This window comes from Enterococcus sp. BWR-S5 (genome assembly GCF_016745255.1).
In the GTDB taxonomy this organism is placed as follows: domain Bacteria; phylum Bacillota; class Bacilli; order Lactobacillales; family Enterococcaceae; genus Enterococcus_L.
In genome coordinates this window covers 154393-172914 of record NZ_JADOEQ010000001.1, presented here as the reverse complement: position 1 = coordinate 172914, position 18522 = coordinate 154393, and the positions used below count along the sequence as shown (strand labels likewise).

Below are 18522 nucleotides of genomic sequence, written 5' to 3'. Positions count from 1 at the left end.
TTCTTTCCCTCCATATCTCAATTCATTTTATTCTAAGAGATTTCTTAGCCTCAGTTATCATACCATGTTTCATTATGAATTACCAGACTTTTTAGTAATTTTGTAAAGGAGAACTCCTTTACAAAATTACTGCTTGTACATTTCCGCATAAGCATTGATTACCGCTTTTGCCATGTACTGGTTATTCTTGAAGTTTTCACTATTGTTATTTAGATTTGGCAGGATAACACTTACTGCAATCTCCGGATCCTCATAGGGACCATAGGCAATTACGTTACTATTAACTGTTTCATGGGCTACACCGTTTGCATCTACGTAAGTAGTTTCCGCCGTACCAGTCTTAGCTGCTATAGTCATTAACGAATCGCTCATGTATTTCCCAGTTGTATAAGCACTATTCCCATAGACAACATTATAGAAGCCTTGCTGAATCAAATTCATTTGATCGCTTGAAATATTCACTTCATTCAATATTTTAGGTTGTGCAGCTTCCTTCAGCGCTCCTAAGGTTCCATCCAAATTGTTCTCATAGATTCCTTCAACGATATGCGCCTGCATTCTTTTACCGTCATTCGCCACTGTTGCAACATACTGTGCCAGCTGTAAAGCCGTGTAGTTATCGTACTGACCAAAGGATAAATCAAGTAAATTTCCGGCATTTGGTGCAACTTCAGGATTATCAAAGTCAGTATTAACCAAACCTGTCGATTCACCAGGTAAGTCAATACCTGTGGTCACACCCATCCCATACTCCGCATACGCATTCCGCAGAATTTCAAATACACGAGAATCTCCCGTCGTATATGGAACCATCATATTCGGTGTATATTCCGTTCCCAGCATTTTGAAGACTAGCTTCATCATGTAGGAGTTGGATGAATACTCCAATGCCTGTTGTGCAGTGATTGGAATCTTGGAATACAGGTTAAAGTTTGAAGATTTCACATTACTTCCGGCAATCTGGATTGGCTCATCATCCATTCCGTCATTGCCTTGAATTACGCCGCTTTCATAGCCGGCCGTCAGGGTAGCTCCCTTAACAACAGAACCCGGTACAAAAACTTTATTGATGGTTGCCAAAGGATTCGAGGTCAGCTCGTTTGTAGCCACGTCATGATCGTAAGCGACAAGAGCCAAGATTGCTCCGGTCTTCGGATTCGTCACCGCGATATACACCCCGTCAGAGTACGGCGCATTTCCGCTGGCGATTAGCTGTTCGTATTGTGCTTTAACGACTTCCTCAAGCTTCTTTTGAAACTCTGCATCAATTGTCAGTTTTAAATTTTGCCCTTTTTCTCCCTCTGAAAGCAAGGTTTGGCTCGTTACTTTTCCGCTGCTGTCAAGGGATACTTCAGATTTAGATTTCGTTCCTTGAAGAACCGATTCATATTGCTTCTCAAGATAGCTCGTTCCGACCCGGTCGTTACGTGCATAGCCCTTCGCAAGGTACTCTTCGGCTTCTTCAGCCGGTAAACCAGTCTTTTCCGTAGAAATCGTTCCAAGAATACTTCGTAAAAGAGAGCCTTCCGGATATTCCCGTGACCAATCCATTCCCGTTGAGACACCTGGAATCTCGGCAGTATGTTCACCAATAACTGCTACTTCATCTTCTGAAACCTCTGTATTCTTGATAAATGTTGTATTCAATTCAGAAACAGAGTTCATTCGTTTATAAATCGTTGCCGCCTGAAGTGTCTGTTCATCAAAATTGATTTCTTCTTCTGTTACTTTATCAACGGTCAATGCATACAGTGTGCTTTGGTCGGTAATTGTATTGCCATTTTCGTCTTTTTTATCTTCATCTGTCAAACGATCCTGTGCAGCCTTAAGATTATCTTTGTTCGCCAACCAGTAATCCTTTTTATCCCGTTCTGTCAGATCGTCCGCCGGTACATGAATCAGTTCATTGACTCGATTGGAGATTTCCAGAAGATCCTCAGCCTGTACATTTTTCCCTCTAGTATATGTAATAGCCAGATTAGACTTGTTACTTACCAGAATCTTGCCGTTGGCATCATAGATTTCCCCCCGCGGCGCCCCGGATTGGACAACTAAATTCGATCCTTGAGCAATTCGTTCCACATAGCTGTCTCCCTCCACAATTTGGAGATAGCCCAGACGGACAATCAGCGAGACGAACAAACCGAAGATAATAAAAAATAGAAAGTTCAATCGAAAGGGGATGTGAGACTTTCTCGCTTTATATGTACTTGGTTCTTCTTGATTTTTTTTCCATTTATCTAAAAAGTTCATATTCTTCATATCGTATCCTTTCACTCAGGAAAAGTCCTGCCTTCTTATTTTAACGAATAATGACTAAAAATCATAGAGGAAACCGCAGGTCTAAGCAAATATTTAAAATTTTCTATCAAAATCAGCTTGAAGTTTTTCTTTGGACAGAGAGTATGTTCTTTTCTATAAAAAAGAATACGACACCCCTTGTTTAGAACCTAGGGATGTCGTCGTATTCTAAAGTTCACTTTAACGGCTAAAGTTTTGCACTTCGGCTGCCATGCTGTCTACAAAAATATTCAATTCTTCTACAGATGTTTCTTTGCTGCCATAGCGGCGAACATTCACTGTTGCTTCTTCTACTTCTTTATCCCCTACAACTAATTGATAAGGAACCTTCTGCGTTTGTGAAGCACGAATCTTGTAGCCCATTTTTTCATTGCGATCGTCCACTTCCACTCTTAGACCTTGAGCTTGCAAACGTTCTTTGATTTCATACGCATAATCAGAATGTGCTTCGACAGAAACCGGAATGATTGTTGCTTGAACAGGTGCCAGCCACGTTGGGAAGGCTCCTTTATAAACCTCTGTCAGATATGCCACAAAGCGCTCCATCGTTGAAACAATTCCTCTATGGATAACGACTGGACGATGTGTATTTTCTCCATCTTCTCCGACATAAGTCAGATCAAAGCGTTCCGGTAATAGGAAATCCAGCTGGATGGTAGACAATGTTTCTTCCATGCCAAGAGCTGTTTTTACCTGAACATCCAATTTTGGTCCGTAGAAGGCTGCTTCACCATCTGCTTCAAAGTAGTCCAGCTCCATCTCATCCATCGCTGCTTTCAGCATTGTCTGAGCTTTTTCCCACATTGCATCATCATCAAAATACTTGTCTGTATTATTAGGATCACGATAGCTCAAACGGAAACGATAGTCCGTAATATTGAAATCTGCATATACGGCTACCATCAATTCCAGTGTACGTTTAAATTCATCTTTAATTTGATCCGGACGAACAAATGTATGCCCATCATTCAGGGTCATTTCACGTACACGCTGCAGACCGGAAAGCGCACCTGATTTTTCATAACGGTGCATCATACCCAGCTCGGCAATACGGATTGGCAGCTCACGATAGCTGTGGATATCATTTTTATAAACCATCATGTGGTGTGGACAGTTCATCGGACGCAGCACCAGCATTTCGCCATCGCCCATATCCATTGGTGGGAACATATCTTCATGGTAATGATCCCAGTGACCGGATGTTTTGTATAGATTCACGTCAGCCATAATTGGTGTGTAGACATGCTGATAACCAAGACTGATTTCCTTATCTGTGATATAGCGTTCGATAGTGCGACGGATTGTTGCACCCTTTGGCAGCCAGAATGGCAGCCCAGAACCAACCTCCTGAGAAATCATGAACAGATCCAGCTCTTTTCCAAGCTTACGATGGTCTCTTTCCTTCGCTTCTTCACGCAGCTTGATGAATTCCTTCAAGTCTTTTTTATCGAAGAAAGCTGTTCCATAGATACGTTGCATCATATGATTGTCAGAGTTTCCTCTCCAATATGCTCCGGCAACTGAAAGCAGCTTAAAGATTTGGATACGGCCTGTTGAAGGCACATGAACACCACGACACAAGTCAACGAAATCGCCCTGATCATATACTGTAATCACTTCGTCTTCCGGCAGCTCATTAATCAGTTCTACCTTGTATGGGTCATCTGCAAATAATTCCAACGCTTCAGCCTTTGATACGACTTTACGTACAATCGGATTGTTTTCCTTAACAATTTTCATCATCTCAGCTTCGATAGCAGGCAAATCCTCTGCTGTAACAGGTGCCTCGCCATTATCAGTATCATAGTAGAAGCCGCTATCAATAGCAGGTCCCACGCCAAAATTGATTTTTGGGAAAAGACGACGCAATGCATTTGCCATCAAGTGCGCTGCCGAATGACGCAAAATACCTAGCGCATCCTCATGATCCGGTGTAACGATTTCAATCGAGCCGTCTACTTCGATTGGACGTTCCAAATCAATCAGTTCTCCATTAAATTTTCCAGCCAAAGCTTTTTTTGCCAGACTGTTGCTGATTCCTTTTGCGATTTCCAAAGTTGAGATGCCAGCCTCGTATTCTTTGACTGCACCATCAGGAAATGTGATGTTGATTGACATAGTATCTATTCCTCCTCTGATTTCATTGATTGAAAAGCAACGTTCTTTCATACCTATAGTACCTGTTCACTTGAATGATAACAGGAATGGCAATGAAATAAAATTAGTTGAAACGGATAGCTTGAACGACGAAAGGCTGAACGAGCTTAGTCGTGAAGCCGGACAATAAAAAAGTCCTAGTATCTATGACTAGATACTAGGACGAAGATTCGTGGTTCCACCTAATTTTAAACAAGACAAATATTCCTTGTTCCTTGAACGTGATAACGGTACGATCCGCCTTTGCTTCAACAAAGGTTTTGAAAGTGGTCATCCCCTGTGCTTCATCTGAAAAACTTTCAGCCGCGGTTTTTCTCTCTAAAAGATTGCTCTCAGGTTCAGTTGTCTTTCGCTTCAATCAAGTATGTTCTAATTTAATCACTTCTGTAAAAAAAAAGCAAGCCCTTCTCAAGAAAATTCAACTTTTCCATTTTTCTTTCTGCAAACAATTGAATAAAATGCCCATTCCTGATTCCTTCTATTGAACACGGTCAACGCTTCTCATGCGTTTTAGCTATTAATTTAATAACAACTGTTTCACGGTATTGCCTAGCTAGATAAACTTTGCTATGCTAAAAGTCTATAAAAGGGAAAAAGGAGATTATTTATGTTTATTGTTTGGGGATCACGAGGGTTTGAAAAGGATTTAGGAGAAACGATTGTCCGCTGTACTTGCGGAAACTGCAACAACGATGTAGTGATGGAAGCAAAACAAATCGGCAGGAAATTTACGCTCTTCTGGATACCATTATTCACGACATCCTCCGCTTATTATATGCTTTGTCCGGTTTGCCATCATGGAAAAGAGATGACAAAAGCAATGATTGACCAGTACCTGGTTGCCACTACCGAGCCGACTGCTGAATAAAAATGAAAGAGAGTTTGGGACAAAAATAAAGTTCCAAACTCTCTTCGTATCTAAACACGGATAAACGGCGGTCCAAAAAATGCGTATTTCTTGAAGAAACACACTGCGTGTCCTGTCTCTTTCTACATCTAGTTGAATCGTACAGTAAGAAAGGCTTCCTCAGCCTCTTTGGCAGTGTACCGCTAATCCCCCTGTTACTTTTTCCATTCTCCGCCCTGTGCGTAACGATTCTTTTTCATTTCGTTGACAATTACATGGATATTTTGCTCCGGCGCTCCAGTATTTTTCGAAACAACTTGCGTTACTTCCTTTACCATATTCGTTAGCTGCTCTTCGCTACGACCCTCAATCAATTCAATATGTACAAATGGCATCTTCATTCTTCCTCTCTTTTTCAATTCGTTTATTGACCAGTATACACTATCCTCACTCTTTTCTGCTATGATTATTCCTTTACAATCAAGCAGCTTAAATAGTTACATACTGTCAAGACTCATCTATCGATTTCCTCTTGTTTGTCCAGCTTCATGAGCTGGACGAGCCCATTCAGCTTTCCTAATTTTCTTGTATTCGTTTCATCGCCTTTATGCCAATTTTCCAACCAAGATAGAGATTGATATCTTCAATAGAATCAATAATTCGCCAACGATACGCGTCACACTCCCTTAGAAGCTGCAGCAATATCGGCTTCACTTTATGTTTTTCAAGCTTTCCCTTTGTCCGTGCAACATAGGCTAACCCTAAAGCGGCATTTGCCCGCACACGCTCATCCGGGTCATCCATTAAAGAGAGGCAGCAATCCTGTGCCTGCTTCCAATCCGTACTGTACTCACCGACTCTTAGCGGAAGCAGCATTCGTTCCTCAACTGTTCCGCTTGCAAGGATTCTTTTACTTTCTTTCTCGCTTATTTCTTCTAACGGCTTATAGATAGGTTTAATCATATTCACCTTCTTCCTCCTAGTTAAATATATTTCCATTCCATAAAAAAACAGACCGAAAGATTATATCCCTCGGTCTGTTGATTATCCTATACTGGTTCCCCGTGATCAACAGGCTTATCGAACTCACTAGGTGCATCATCGTAGATTGTTCCATAGATGATGACCGGCATTCCCGGATAGGAGCCTTCAAATATTTGAGCCATTGCCTCACCTGGCGTATTGATACAGCCGTTACTTCCAAGATCAGTCATATACGCTTGTTTGTTCCCAAAATGCTCTAGCTTGTAATCTGCATCATGGAGACCGATTTGAGTAACTACACCGCCATAACTCAATAATGGCATCCAGTAAGTTACCGGCACACTGTATCTTGAGCCATCTAACATTGAGCCTTCCAATTTCGTATTTGTATCCTTATAAAGAATGGTATGGAAGCCTGGTACTGTAGCAGTTCCTTTGTTGTATCGGCCAGTGATTACAGGTGTCTCCACTGTCTTCACACCATTTTGGAAAAAGTACATCATTTGATCGTTCAAATCAACTTCAACATAGGTTTGATTGACCACAGAAGATTGATTGATGTCTCCATCAATAACTGCTGTAACCGTTTCAGTAACATTCGCGCTATCTATTGCCTGCGCAATCAATGCTGCTGTTTCTGCCGTATTAATTGACCAGCCATAGCTACCATTGTTTTGATAGCGTCGTGTCTCACCATGAACATTTGTAAATGTGATAGGCTGACTGATGGATGAATATTCCGGACTAATTTGTACTACCCAAGCCTCAATCGCTGCAGCATCTGCATTGCCATCGCCATTAAGGAAAGTCTGAAGTGTTTCTTTGGGAATGTCCACTGTCTTATCACTGATTGCCACTGTAATCGTCTTATTTTCTTTCTGTGTCAAAGCAGTCAGCTGATTAGCCAGCTCCTCGCTATCCTTTAAAACAGCAGGCTTCTGATAAAAATCAGCAACATTATACGTATAATTCCCTGTGTTTTTCTCCACATCTTCAAGAACTTTTTTCATTAGACTTTCTTTATCAACAATGGTTCCATACTGCTCAGCAACAATCTGAAATCCTGCTTCTCCACGCTCTATGTATGCATCTTGACTAGGAGCACCTTCCGCAAAAGTCAGTTCATTCAACTTTGTTTCCAAGTCCGTTTTGAATGTCTCATTGATTGGCAATGTAATAGATGATTGCCCCATGTTCTCATCCAAAAATTCTTTTGTTACGCTATACTTTTCAGGTAATTCAATTACCTGCTGCTCACCATTGGCAGATTCAATGACAACCTGTTTGGAGTCATTAAGCTCTTCCAATTTCTTTTGAGCGGCATCAACATTCATCCAGCCGATTTTTACACCATTCGCTTCTGCTGTCGGCAAAAAGTGTGACTGGAAAAATACATAACCGATAGATAAAAATAGAGTAAATATCATAATTGCTGCAATCATCGGTATGTATATAGAACGGCTCTTCTTATTTTTAGGCTGCTTATTATTTTGCTTGCCACTTGTTCGGGCACTCCGTGTACTCCGCGTTTCTAATTCTTTTTCTTCCATTTCATCGATCTTCCTTTTTATTTTTATACTAGTTCAACCAACACATGCCCTTACTATTCCACTCTACAAAATAGATAATTCCTATAACTAGACATTTTCCTATTTTACCACAAACCGTAGGATTATCGTAGACTTTCTTTGCGAATTTTTAGAATCTCTTCGAAAAAATAGTCAATTCAGCAACTGTTCATCAGCAATACTACCTATCAATCATATAGGAATACTTAAATGTTTTCTACTTATTTGCTTTTTATAAGTTCCAAAATGCTTAACGCTTTCTGTTAGAAATCCTTCAAGAATAGCTAAAGATGTTTAAAATTTATTTAAAGTCTGTAAAGATAAAAAAATTTGCATGTGTCATGCTCTAAACTATATAAGTGAAGAAAGAAGGGGTAGGATGAAAAAAATGTTAAAGTTGTTGGCTCTCTTAATTGGGATTGGCATTATCTATGCCGGTACCATGCTGTTATTGATTGTACAAGGAACAAAAGATACACCCGCTGAAAATCCTGACACTGTGCTGATACTTGGCGCACAGGTTAAAGGCAGCAGTAAAGAAACAGCTTACCCAAGCAGTGTGCTAAAGGAACGGCTAAATGAAGCATTAACCTATATAGAAGAAAATCCACAGGCAACGATTATCGTCTGCGGCGGTCAAGGGAAGGATGAGCCGGATTCCGAAGCCAATGTCATGGCGAACTATCTGATTGAACACAATGTTGATCAGGAAAAAATTGTCAAAGAGGATTTATCTACAAGTACAAAAGAAAATATTGCCAATGCTATGGAAAAAGAGGACCTTGGAAAAACAGTGATTATCACCAGTGATTTTCATATCTATCGTTCGAAACTGCTGGCACGACGTTTAGGTCTCAAAGAGGTCAGCGGCTTACCCGCCCGCTCTCGGACATCAGTTACAGCGAATATGTACAGCCGCGAGGTATTAGCCTTAGGCTTCGCAGTAATTTTTTCCCATTGATAAATCAGAAAAGCTTCACGAGCTTGGTCAGCTCTCGAGCAATAAAACAAACAGAAAACCGAAGGCACAAAAATCATTTCAGCGATTTTTGTGCCTTCTGTTTTTATTATTCTCTATTCTATCAATCCTGCTTGTTCAGGTTGCTGTGGCGATACCCATACGCAAAGTAGATGATGAAGCCCACAACCAATGCAACGGCAAATACGCGCCAAGTAGCGGCCTGCAGCTGCAGCATAAGTGCTCCACTCACCACCACTAAAACCAATGGCAAGACAGGAACGAAAGGAATTCGAAATTCGCCTTTCTTTGGTTCACCAAACATCTTTCTTAAGCGGAGAATTCCAAAGCCCATGAAAATCAAGTACATCAGTGTCACAATATTCGTCAGCTCAGCCAAAAGATTTAACGGAAAGAAACCTGCAAAAAGCATTGAAGCAACACCTGCAACGTATGTCGCATTTTTCGGTGTCCGTCTCTTTGGATCAATTTTACTCATGAATTTTGGTAATAGTCCATCCTTGCTGATGGCATAAACAATTCGAGCCAAGCTATACATCATGGCAATCGTAACCGTCAGCAATGTTAAAATCGCACCAACAGAAATAATGCCTGCCACTGCATCCTTTTCAACGAAACGCATCGCAAAGGCTACCGGATCTTTCACACCTAACGAAGTATACGGTACAATCCCAGTTAGAATTAATGTCACAACAATATACAAGACGGTCGCAATAAGAATTGAACCGATAATCCCTCTTGGAATATCTCTCTGAGGATTCTTCACTTCTTCCGCAGCCATACTTACGGCATCGAAACCAAGAAAAGCAAAGAATACAATGGCTGCACCACTGATTACACCGGAAAAACCAAAAGGCATAAACGGCTGCCAATTATCAGGTTTGACATAAAAAACACCTACAACAATGAATAATAAAATAATACCAAACTTTACATAAACCATCAGATTATTCAGACGCAACGCAGTTTTTGCCTCTAACGATACCCAAAAGGTAACAAATATCAGTACCAGTACAGCAATCAAATCAACGACGGTTCCATCTGCAGCATTGTACGCACCGCTTAGAGCCTGCGGCAATTCCACGCCCAGACTACTCAAAAAGCCTTGAACATAGCCCGACCACCCGGAAGCAACGGAGGACACTGCCAAGAAAAATTCACAGATGACCAACCAGCCTGTCATCCACGCGACGATTTCGCCAAACACTACATACATATAGGCATAAGGACCGCCCAATACAGGAATCCGCGAAGCAAACTCTGCATAGCATAATCCGGAAAGAATGATTGCACCGGCTGCCACTAAAAATGACAGTGTTAACGCGGGTCCTGCACTTTCCTTCGCCGCTACACCTGTAATAACGAAAATACCTGTACCAACAATTGCACCAATTCCCAACATGATTAAATCACTGGTTTTTAACTCCTTTTTCATTCCACTGCTCTCAGCTGTTGGTGCTGTCAGCGCTTTTCTTCTAAATATAGACATGATTTCCTCCAAAAAATAGTTTTACATCCCCAATTATCCCCTCTATACATCTCAACGGTTGGATAATAGAACGCAAAGAAAAAGATGGCAGGTGTTCTATCGCTTAATCAGTAAATATACCTCTTGCCAAGCACCTGTCAAATGCATTCCTCCAATAGTCTAACAATAAACCTGTACGATGTACAATAAGAAAATGATAAAAAAACAAGACATGGATAGACAGCAATCAATCAGATATTTTCCTTTGCCTACCACGACAATAAAGACAGACCCTCCTTTTGAGAAGTGGCCTGCCTTCTACCGCGGACTCATCTATGCGAGTAAATCAATTTTGCCTATTAGAAGTAGAACAACTCTTCAAACTTCTTTTCCAAGGCAATGCATAAAATCAAGGCCAATTTAGCCGTTGGATTGAACTGCCCCGTTTCAATGGAGCTGATGGTATTTCTTGAAACCCCTACAAGCTCTGCCAATTGTGCTTGTGATAAATGATTTTCCTTCCTTGCTTCTTTCAAATGATTTTTAAGGATTAATTCTTCATTCATCTCATCACCAACTCTTCACAAAGTAGGAAATTAGCAATGCTATACCGGCAATAAAGCAGACCACCATCGTTTTCGTCGGACGCTCCTTCTTATCAGCTAAGCGAGACATTCCATACATAGCTGCCGGAAAATACAACCAAGTAATTGCCAACACCAGTGTAAGCTCTGTAATCCGCCACTTCACAAGAGTATAAAGCATCAGCACAACCATGAGAACACTAAACACAAGTGCCCCATATCTCGCGCCCTCCAACATCTGTTGCTGCTCAATTCCATCTTTCTCACCATTTTTAGAGTTTCGCGCTCTTTGCAGTAATTCTTCTTTATCCATTTCATTTCCTCCTGCTGTTCCTTTAAAGTAATAAGACCTTATCCAAAAATACCAAGTTTACTTGTCAAAACAAGTATAACATGCCAAGTTTTATTGTCAACATTTTTTTGACAATAAAACTTGGCATGATTTTTCTTCAAAAAAAAATGAGCAGAACAATTAGCGTTCTACTCATTAATCTTCTATAGTGATTCTTCTAACTAGCAAAAACAGTCAACTATCTCGTCGCTACTTAACCTCGAGCTTCTTGATAGTAGCTGATAACCGGAAAGAAGAGCTGCAACGTTGTGCCCTTCCCTACCTCTGATTCCACCGCCAGCTGATGTCCAAGCTTATCGGATAAGCTTTTTGCCAAATAAAGTCCCAAGCCTGTCGCATGCTGTTCACTTAACCGACCATTTTCTCCGGTAAAGCCTTTGTCAAAAATTCGGTGAATATCCTTTTTTGGAATACCAATTCCTGAATCTGTAAGTGAAAGAAGAACCCCTTCTTTATTTTTAGACAATTGAACAGTAATTTCTCCTCCTGCCGGCGTATACTTTACGGCATTACTTAACAGCTGCTTAAAAATGAACTCCAGCCATTTCCCATCAGTAAGCACACGTTGATCCTCTCCAAGGAGTGAGAAGCGAAGGTTCTTTTGAATAAAATAATTAGCTTGTGTTTTTACTACAGACTGAACAAGCTTTTTCAATGAATATTCCTGAATCAAATAATCTCTGGAAAAGCTGTCTAATCTGGAATAATATAGAACCTGATCGACATGTTCATCAATTTTGACCAATTCATTTTCAGTTTGATAGTACGCTTCATCAGAAATATCATCCTCAAAGGAGTCCAGTAACAGGTGTAGCGCAGCCAAAGGAACTTTAATCTCATGAACCCATGAATTAAGGTAGTCCTTATACCCCTCCTGATTATCAATTACTTGCTCCATGACCTTATTGTGCTCAATCAACAAACCATTGACATACTCCTGTACCAGCTTTTCATCTGAGCGGGAAGCATTTTTTAAGTATTGATCCAGCATCGGGGGTTGCCCATTTGGGTCAAGAGCCTTCCACCATCTTTTTTTCAGAAAAAAATCAATAGCTAAAACTGCCAGCAACAATAGCAAGCCTAAAAGCAGTAAATAGCCGATAGATGAAAAGCTAAGGTGCAGCGACGGAGACAGCCATAAAATCAAGCTCGTTAAGCCCATAAAGGACAACCAGCCGGAGATAAAAAGCCATTGATCCCTTAAGTATTTCAAAAATGCCATATCTTTCTCCTAACCAGTCTAAGGAACAATATATCCCTGACCTACCTTGGTTTCAATGTATCCATTAATACCCGCTTGTTCAATTTTCTTTCTTAGACGGTTGATATTTACTGTTAAGGTATTGTCGTCAACAAAACGTTCATCCTCCCAAAGAGAACGAAGTAGTTTTTCTCTGGTCAAAATCTTTCCATGCTTCTTCATCAACAAATAAAGCAGACGGTATTCATTTTTGCTGAGATCAATCGTTTCTCCGGCAATCTCCATATTGCCATTATCTAAGTTCAGAGTGATTCCGTTGTGCTCCATAACCTCATTTCCCGGCTCAGAGTAATTGTATGAACGACGCAAAAGTGCATTGATTTTAGCAACCAACACGTCTATCTGGAAAGGCTTCGTCACAAAATCATCCGCTCCCATATTCATTGCCATAATCATATCCATGTTTGTATTCCGACTGGAAATAAAGATGATTGGAACCTTAGAGACCTCACGAATTTTCTGACACCAATAATACCCATCGTATACAGGAAGGTTGATATCTAAAAGAACCAGCTGCGGCTCTTCGCTTTGAAAATCTTCAAACACCTGATGAAAGTCCGTTGTACCAAATACAGTCATTTCCCATTTTTCCAACTCTTTCATAATCAAGCCGCGAATCGTCGCCTCGTCTTCCACAATCATGATTTTCGCCATGTAATCCCCTCCGTTAATCTTCTACATTCTATTTTACATTATCAGAAATCTTCCGTCATTTATATAGGCCTTTTAGCCGATTTTATACATGGAAAAGCTGAACGAGTCGCTTAGCTCATGCGCGATATAGTAAACTGGCTCAGTGGTGTCCTTTACCACTGAAGACAGTTTATCTTATCGTCAAATGAGCTGACTCGTGAAGCTAGACAAACGGAAAAGCCGAACGAGTCGCTCGATATAGAAAAACGGAACAGAGCGGAAACTTACAAGAAATTATTGTTACCAAAGACAAGCCAGTCTACCTATCCCATTCGTTCCCCCCGCTTAACCATCTGATACACCATTTCCCCTGCACCAAATAAATCGGTTACTAATGAAATAAATTGTTCTTTGGAAGAAAGCTCTTGGCAGACAAAAAGATCGACAGCTGCATAATTTTCCTCCGGCCAAGTATGAATCGTAAAATGAGATTCCTTAAGAACCACCACACCGCTGACACCCCATGGCTCAAATTGATGAAAGTAGTGAGTTACTGCTGCTAAATCACAGGTCTCTACAATGGCCAGCATCGTTTGCTCGACAGTCGAAACAGATGCCAAAAGCTCTTGAGGACAGCTCTTTAGTTCTATTAAATAATGATCGCCCAGATACCACTTTTCATGTGAAACAGTCGCGGCTGCCGCCTCACGGGATACTCGCAAAAAATTATCCGAGCCGCAGGCAGAGCAACACTGTGCTTTTAAATACTCAATCGTTTTGAATGTCTGTTTAGCACCTATGATATAAGTTTGTTGGCAGTTTTGGCATCGATATACTGTATTACGAGGATTCAGCTCTCCTGTATACATGAGCTCAAGGTATGGCTTTTCAGCTAAAATATTGGCATAGCTGTCCGCCTGTGTCGACAATTCATAGAGTGTACTCACACCATTGATAATCGAAGCACCTGAATAATGGTTAAACTTTGGTCGAATCTGATCGATGAGCAGATTTTGCTGGCTGAATAAATGCTGAGTTGCCAATTGACTCTCCGGGTCCCTTTCTCCAAAGGATAAATAGATTTTACTGTTCCCAAGCTTACTGCTGGAAACGGCACGTGACAAAAACAGCTTCAAGCCGGAAAGTGTATAAGGCGGATCGACAAAAATTGAATCAAATTGATGATTAAACCATTTACACGAACCTTGACGAAAATCAACTTGTTCACAACAGATAACTAGACCCAATTTTTCAGCTGTAGTCTCAATGCAATCAATGATTCCCGCAGACAGCTCATACACCGTCAGCCTGATACTTTCTTCAATTGCTCTTCGTTGGATTTTTTTTACTAGCAGGCCAACTGCTAATGATGTCAAATCGTCATCACCTAGGAATAATATGTGTTTCTTTGGAAATGTACAGTCTGTCAGCAACAGAAAGGCGCGATCAACGATTGTTTCAAGTGTCGCGAACGCTTGGTCGTAAGCCACTTCGACTACAGGTCGATTACTTATTGCAGCCTCTAATTCCTGTACCAGCTCGTTCTTTAACGCTTCCTTCTCTAAAGTTGAATCCAAAAGCCTGAGATACTTCTCGGAATCAATGGCTAACCAGCCAAGCTGTTGTTCCACATAGAGACGCCCCCTCCTAGTGAGAACCGCTCCTTGCTGTTCTGTGACAAGTCCTGCTCTCTTCAGCTCTTTTCTTATTGCGGAGACTACCGGAAGCGGCAGATTCACTCTATCTGCCATACATCTTGTTGACAAACGATGTCGTAAGTAAAGCTCAATCAGTAGGATTTCAATGACCTCTTCTGATTCTCTCAAATTCGTTTGTTTCTTAATTTTTTTCGCTATATTCATTCGTTACGGTTCCGCTTATGTGCGTTGAACCAGTCCATCCCTTCGTTGTTTACTCTCGATGAAATGACTATCCGCACTAATTTAATTAATGTTATCTACTATTCTATTGGCTATCAAAGGAAATAAAAAAGGCTGGGAAATTCCCAACCGTTCAATCCTATTCAAAGACCTTTACATACGTAAGTGTACTTAAAATATTTTGAGGATGTAAGAATACCTATAGACACACCAAAATAAACTATCGTTTTTTTGGTTATTAAATTAGTCTAGATAGATATCGTCACACTGCTCAAAAAGCACACCTCAGCTATTTAATTTCACTTACTTTACTCAAAATAATTTCCAATACAATATACCATACTAGCTGTTTTGAATCAAATACAGGATAGGGAAAGCAGCCTGAGAAAAAGCGTAAAATCGTTGGTCCTACACGATTTTACGCTTTCTTTTACTTCTCAATAAAGCTTTTTACAGTATCTGCAAATCGTTGGGTTTGCTCAATTTGCGTCCAGTGTCCACATTTTCCAAAAATGTGCAGCTCTGAATTCTTAATTGTTTTCGCAAGCTCCAGCGACGTTTCCACGGGAATCACGCGGTCTTCACGACCATGCACAACCAAGGTGTCATGAGGAATATCTCGGATATAGTCCTTATTACCTGCCATCGCCTCCACACTGTTTTGGCGCGGCTCTGGAAACATTGAAGAAAAGCTTTCATGAAATTCTGCTTTTTTACTGGATTCATAACGTGTTTTGATTAAATCCGGTGTAACAAAAGAATGATCGTAAGTAAAGATTTCCAACAGCTCCTCCATATTTGCCAGCGAAGGCTGATAGCCCCATACACGATCCAACCCATACGTGATGGGGAAGCTGACGCCCATACTTCCCATCAGTATCAATTTGTTTACTCGCTCCGGATACTTGATTGCTATGGATAAAGCCAAGGCACCACCAAAAGAATTCCCAATCAAATTGGCTTTTTCAATCCCTGCTGCATCAAAAAAATCGATAGTCTGTTGTACCCAGACATTCATGTTATAACTAATGCCTGCCGGTCTTTCTGTATAGCCAAAGCCCACCATATCCGGTGCATACATATGATAGTCCTTATCCCAAAGCGTGAAGAGCTTATTCCAATTCGCCCAAGCAGTTACCCCGGGACCCGAGCCATGAAGAAGTACGATTTTCTCGCCATCCTTATTTCCAACATCATGGTAATTCGTCTTAAAATTTCCTGTTTGAATCATATTCGCAATTTCCGGTCTCTGTTCCATTCTTCTCTCTCCCTATATAAATGTTATAGTGGACGCCTAACGTTCCTCTGTACTCTTCTTTTCAAAAATTTATGCTCTTTTACTTCAACTAAAACGGTGTAAATAAACAAACTTATTCACACGATGTTGATGCTAAACTCATAGAAGCGGCCGGAGCAAAGCAGCTTTTTTTCAGTAACAGTTACCTGAAAACCGAAAATACAGCTGTCTTTGTCCTGACCGCAATTATTCAGTTGTATACTTAATAAAATGGTTTGATTTCTGAATCTTCAATCACTGGTGTACCATAACGGAAGTAGCTGTGTGGTAAGCCTGCCCCATACCAAATGATTGCTTTTTCAGCATCATCAATGTTCCACTCGACCGGCTTCCAAGTCGGATCAAAGATTAAGTAGCCAGTATCACCAAAGAGCTCAATACGGTTCCCACCCGGTTCGATGGCATACATACATTTTGCCTGAGACACACCATGCTTCAGCGGACCTGCCTCAACAGGGATACCCAATTCCGTCAACGCATCTGACAGGTATTCTAAATCTTGAGGATCACCGAACCAATAAGCCACATGATGGAGACGACCCGGTGCCGCTTTTTCCATCATACCATCTGTCATAAAGGCAATCTCATGAACCAATGGTGAAACAGATAACCATGCAGCACCCTTTGAACCATCCTCTTTTGCCAGATACTCACGCACATTGAAGCCAAGGTGTTCGGTGAAGAAGTCGACATTCTTGTCTACATCCTTCGCTAAGCAATTCATATGATCCAAGCGGCGAACTGGTACACCGGTCAACGGGCGACGTTGCGGACGGTTATTTAGTTTAGATTTTAATTCTTCCGGCGCTTCGTAATACTCTACATCAAAGAAGATTTCAAATAAGTGATTGTCCGGACTAGTAAACTCGTAGGCTTTTCCTCTGCCGTATGCCGGCTCAACCCAGCCTTTTCCTTGAGGGAGATTAGATAATACTTCTACTCGACGATCCATAGCCGCCTGACTGGTTGCTCGCCAGCTGGCTTTGACCAATCCAGCCTCATGGTGCGGTGTCAGCTTCATGCTGTATTTGTAAGGATCTTCATAGGCACGCATGTAGACACTGCCTTCTTCATCTGTATGAACGACGATCATGCCCATCACTTCAAAAAACTTGATTGACTCTTCCAACTTCGGTGTGTAAAGGTTGACCATTGCTAATTGAGCGACTTCGAATAAAGGTTCCAAATTTTTAGTTGTCATGATTAATTTCTCCTTTTATCTTCCTAATTTTTTAGCAGATATTCCACCCATTCCCCAATGGGTTTTCGGTATTTCATTAACAATTACACGAATACTTTGCTTCGATGAGCCTAAGACTTGTTCCGTCGTCTTTGTTAGCTCAACTATCAATTCTTCTATTTTTTCTTCAGAGCGACCTTCAAGAATCTCAATGTGAATAAACGGCATTTTCCTTTCCTCCTACGATACAAACAAGCGAACCACTCCTACTCCTTCTCCAAATTTTACTTCAACGTAATCTCCCGCCTCAATCTTTACAGCTGCAGTCATAGCCCCTGTAAGTATCGGCTGTCCGGGTTTTACGGATTTCCCTTGTTCTGCTAGTATATTTACCAGTCGGGCAACGGCTTCTGCCGGATGATTAAGAACAGCAGCACCGGCACCGACTTCCTTTACTTTTCCATTTATTTCCAGAACCACACCAATAGTCTCTAAGTCCAGTGTTCCAAGTTTTTTGATAGAGGTTCCGAATACAGCTCCTGCTGCAGAAGCATTGTCTGCTATCACATCAGGTAGCGTAAATTGAAAATTACGATAACGACTGTCGATGATTTCTATTGCAGGAAAAATGAAGTCCGTCGCTGCTAGAACATCTTCTTTTGTCACACCCGGTCCCTTTATCTCTTCTTTTAAAACAAAGCCCAGCTCCGGCTCCACCTTAGGATGGATATACTCGTTGATTGCTATCGTGCCGCCATCTTCAATTAGCATTGAATCAAGTACGTAGCCATAAATGGGGTCATCAACAGCCATCTGCTGCAGCTTAGCTTGACTGGTCAGCCCCATTTTAGGTCCAGCGATTGCTTCACCACGAGCCAGTCTTTTTTCTATAAGTGCTTTCTGTATGGCGTATGCTTCTTTGATTGTCAAATCCGGACAATGTGTCTCAGTCAGCTTGTTAATTTCAGTGTGCTTGTCCTGAGCGCTCAACAGATGATTAACCAGCTTCTCTATTTTCTCCAACTCCAAGT

The 18522-nt window shown here is 41.1% G+C and carries 18 protein-coding genes; 2 read left to right on the top strand and 16 right to left on the bottom strand.

Features of this window, described 5'->3' with window-relative positions; genetic code table 11:
• Positions 1–126: 126 nt before the first annotated feature.
• The 3 genes from IW510_RS00895 to IW510_RS00885 all read right to left on the bottom strand — a co-directional run bounded on the left by IW510_RS00895 (position 127) and on the right by IW510_RS00885 (position 4816).
• Entirely contained in the window at positions 127–2262 is a 2136-nt protein-coding gene (locus IW510_RS00895) for a penicillin-binding transpeptidase domain-containing protein (RefSeq protein WP_202055785.1), read from the bottom strand.
• Between the two features lie 219 nt (positions 2263–2481).
• Positions 2482–4419 carry a threonine--tRNA ligase gene (gene thrS, locus IW510_RS00890; protein WP_202055783.1) on the bottom strand — a complete coding sequence of 646 codons (1938 nt, stop codon included), beginning with the start codon at positions 4417–4419 and terminating at the stop codon, positions 2482–2484.
• Positions 4420–4615: 196 nt separating this feature from the next.
• On the bottom strand, positions 4616–4816 hold the full coding sequence (locus IW510_RS00885) for a hypothetical protein (RefSeq protein WP_202055773.1): 201 nt from the start codon (positions 4814–4816) through the stop codon (positions 4616–4618).
• A gap of 249 nt (positions 4817–5065) precedes the next feature.
• Here IW510_RS00885 and IW510_RS00880 point away from each other — a divergent pair, with 249 nt between their 5' ends.
• Positions 5066–5326 (top strand): zinc-ribbon domain-containing protein, encoded by a 261-nt coding sequence (locus IW510_RS00880; protein WP_202055771.1) that lies wholly within the window; start codon positions 5066–5068, stop codon positions 5324–5326.
• A gap of 194 nt (positions 5327–5520) precedes the next feature.
• Here IW510_RS00880 and IW510_RS00875 read toward each other — a convergent pair whose 3' ends face one another.
• The 3 genes from IW510_RS00875 to IW510_RS00865 form a co-directional block, all read right to left on the bottom strand.
• Complete coding sequence (locus IW510_RS00875) at positions 5521–5700, bottom strand: 2-hydroxymuconate tautomerase (protein WP_202055769.1); 180 nt, start codon at positions 5698–5700, stop codon at positions 5521–5523.
• Positions 5701–5881: 181 nt separating this feature from the next.
• Positions 5882–6274, bottom strand: coding sequence for a HEAT repeat domain-containing protein (locus tag IW510_RS00870; protein WP_202055767.1), 393 nt, complete (start codon positions 6272–6274; stop codon positions 5882–5884).
• An 80-nt stretch (positions 6275–6354) separates the two neighbouring features.
• Positions 6355–7839 carry a L,D-transpeptidase gene (locus IW510_RS00865; RefSeq protein WP_202055765.1) on the bottom strand — a complete coding sequence of 495 codons (1485 nt, stop codon included), beginning with the start codon at positions 7837–7839 and terminating at the stop codon, positions 6355–6357.
• Positions 7840–8236: 397 nt separating this feature from the next.
• Here IW510_RS00865 and IW510_RS00860 point away from each other — a divergent pair, with 397 nt between their 5' ends.
• Entirely contained in the window at positions 8237–8818 is a 582-nt protein-coding gene (locus IW510_RS00860; RefSeq protein WP_202055763.1) for a YdcF family protein, read from the top strand.
• 121 nt (positions 8819–8939) lie between these two features.
• Here the strand turns inward: IW510_RS00860 and IW510_RS00855 are convergent, their stop codons facing one another.
• The 10 genes from IW510_RS00855 to IW510_RS00810 form a co-directional block, all read right to left on the bottom strand.
• A complete protein-coding gene (locus IW510_RS00855; RefSeq protein WP_202055762.1) occupies positions 8940–10325 on the bottom strand; it encodes an amino acid permease in 1386 nt (461 codons plus the stop codon).
• 338 nt (positions 10326–10663) lie between these two features.
• Positions 10664–10870 carry a helix-turn-helix transcriptional regulator gene (locus IW510_RS00850; RefSeq protein WP_202055760.1) on the bottom strand — a complete coding sequence of 69 codons (207 nt, stop codon included), beginning with the start codon at positions 10868–10870 and terminating at the stop codon, positions 10664–10666.
• Positions 10871–10874: 4 nt separating this feature from the next.
• Complete coding sequence (locus tag IW510_RS00845) at positions 10875–11201, bottom strand: DUF6442 family protein (RefSeq protein WP_202055758.1); 327 nt, start codon at positions 11199–11201, stop codon at positions 10875–10877.
• Between the two features lie 232 nt (positions 11202–11433).
• On the bottom strand, positions 11434–12462 hold the full coding sequence (gene sapS / locus IW510_RS00840; protein ID WP_202055756.1) for a two-component system sensor histidine kinase SapS: 1029 nt from the start codon (positions 12460–12462) through the stop codon (positions 11434–11436).
• A gap of 18 nt (positions 12463–12480) precedes the next feature.
• Entirely contained in the window at positions 12481–13155 is a 675-nt protein-coding gene (gene sapR, locus IW510_RS00835; RefSeq protein ID WP_202055754.1) for a two-component system response regulator SapR, read from the bottom strand.
• A gap of 302 nt (positions 13156–13457) precedes the next feature.
• On the bottom strand, positions 13458–14996 hold the full coding sequence (gene speD / locus IW510_RS00830) for an adenosylmethionine decarboxylase (RefSeq protein ID WP_202055752.1): 1539 nt from the start codon (positions 14994–14996) through the stop codon (positions 13458–13460).
• A gap of 448 nt (positions 14997–15444) precedes the next feature.
• Positions 15445–16272 carry an alpha/beta fold hydrolase gene (locus IW510_RS00825; protein WP_202055749.1) on the bottom strand — a complete coding sequence of 276 codons (828 nt, stop codon included), beginning with the start codon at positions 16270–16272 and terminating at the stop codon, positions 15445–15447.
• A 241-nt stretch (positions 16273–16513) separates the two neighbouring features.
• Positions 16514–17512, bottom strand: a complete 999-nt coding sequence (locus IW510_RS00820; protein ID WP_202055747.1) for a VOC family protein — start codon at positions 17510–17512, stop codon at positions 16514–16516.
• 15 nt (positions 17513–17527) lie between these two features.
• Complete coding sequence (locus IW510_RS00815; RefSeq protein ID WP_202055745.1) at positions 17528–17719, bottom strand: 4-oxalocrotonate tautomerase; 192 nt, start codon at positions 17717–17719, stop codon at positions 17528–17530.
• A gap of 12 nt (positions 17720–17731) precedes the next feature.
• Entirely contained in the window at positions 17732–18520 is a 789-nt protein-coding gene (locus tag IW510_RS00810) for a 2-keto-4-pentenoate hydratase (RefSeq protein WP_202055744.1), read from the bottom strand.
• Between the last annotated feature and the right edge of the window lie 2 nt (positions 18521–18522).